This is a genomic window from Pseudomonas sp. EGD-AK9 (assembly GCF_000465935.2).
Classification (GTDB): Bacteria; Pseudomonadota; Gammaproteobacteria; order Pseudomonadales; family Pseudomonadaceae; genus Aquipseudomonas.
In genome coordinates this window covers 1-988 of record NZ_AVOF01000654.1, presented here as the reverse complement: position 1 = coordinate 988, position 988 = coordinate 1, and the positions used below count along the sequence as shown (strand labels likewise).

General features: G+C 72.4%; 1 protein-coding gene and 2 pseudogenes. 2 read left to right on the top strand and 1 reads right to left on the bottom strand.

Annotation, left to right across the window (positions count from 1 at the left end):
- Both N878_RS28580 and N878_RS22270 read left to right on the top strand, forming a co-directional pair.
- A pseudogene (locus N878_RS28580) lies at positions 1-93 on the top strand (DNA-3-methyladenine glycosylase 2 family protein); the annotation flags it as partial.
- 5 nt (positions 94-98) lie between these two features.
- Complete coding sequence (locus N878_RS22270; RefSeq protein WP_021445731.1) at positions 99-596, top strand: methylated-DNA--[protein]-cysteine S-methyltransferase; 498 nt, start codon at positions 99-101, stop codon at positions 594-596.
- A gap of 19 nt (positions 597-615) precedes the next feature.
- Here N878_RS22270 and N878_RS29200 read toward each other — a convergent pair.
- Positions 616-988 (bottom strand): annotated as a pseudogene (locus tag N878_RS29200) (histidine phosphatase family protein); the annotation flags it as partial.

The window sequence follows — 988 nt, the reverse complement described above, 5'->3', positions numbered from 1 at the left end:
GATGCGCGCCGCCTCAAGGCCCGCGCCGAAGCCTGGCGGCCCTGGCGTGCCTACGCCGCCGCACACCTGTGGCACAACTATTCGGGAGGCTGAACGCCATGTACTACCGCCACCACGACAGCCCCCTCGGCCCGCTGTTTCTCGCCGGCGACGAAAACGGCCTGCAGCTGCTGCTGATGGAGCTCGACAGCCGCCCCTGGCGCATCGGCGAAGACTGGCGACAGGCCGGCGGCGAGCTGGATGATGCGTGCCGGCAGCTGGACGAGTATTTCGCCGGCCGTCGCCGCCAGTTCGAGCTGCGCCTAGCGCCGCGTGGCACGCCCTTTCAGCAGGCGGTATGGCAGGCCCTGCAGCGCATTCCCTACGGTCGCACCTGCAGCTACAGCGACCTGGCCGCCGCCATCGCGCGGCCACAGGCGGTGCGCGCGGTGGGCACCGCCAACGGCGCCAACCCGCTGTCCATCGTCATCCCCTGCCACCGGGTGATCGGCCGCGACGGCAGCCTTACCGGCTACGCCGGCGGCCTGCCGCGCAAGCAACTGCTGCTGGAACTGGAAGGCGCGCTGCCGTCGCAGCAGACGCAACTGGCGCTTTGACCGCCGTGCGCACCGACGCTCAGGGCGGCGCGATACGCGCCAGCACTTGCGGCGCCGCGCGCAGCGGCAAGGCCAGGATCAGCCCCTCGCCGGACGCGGGAAACACCCGGGTCAGCGCGGTGATATTGACCTGATGCGACACCAGCACCAGCGGCTCGCCCGGCGGCAGCAGGTTGACCGCGCGAATCAGCTCGGCGGTCTGCGCCTCGGCGGCGTCGCGCTGCTCGAAGAAGGAGTCCAGCGCCGGTAGCGGCCGCACCGGGCCCAGGCCCATGCCCCTGGCGGTATCCAGCGCGCGGCACCAGCGGCTGCTGAGCAGCCGCGGCCGCTCGATGCCCTGGCGGCGCAGCAGTTCGCCCCAGCGCCGCGACTCCTCGCGGCCCTGCTGGTTG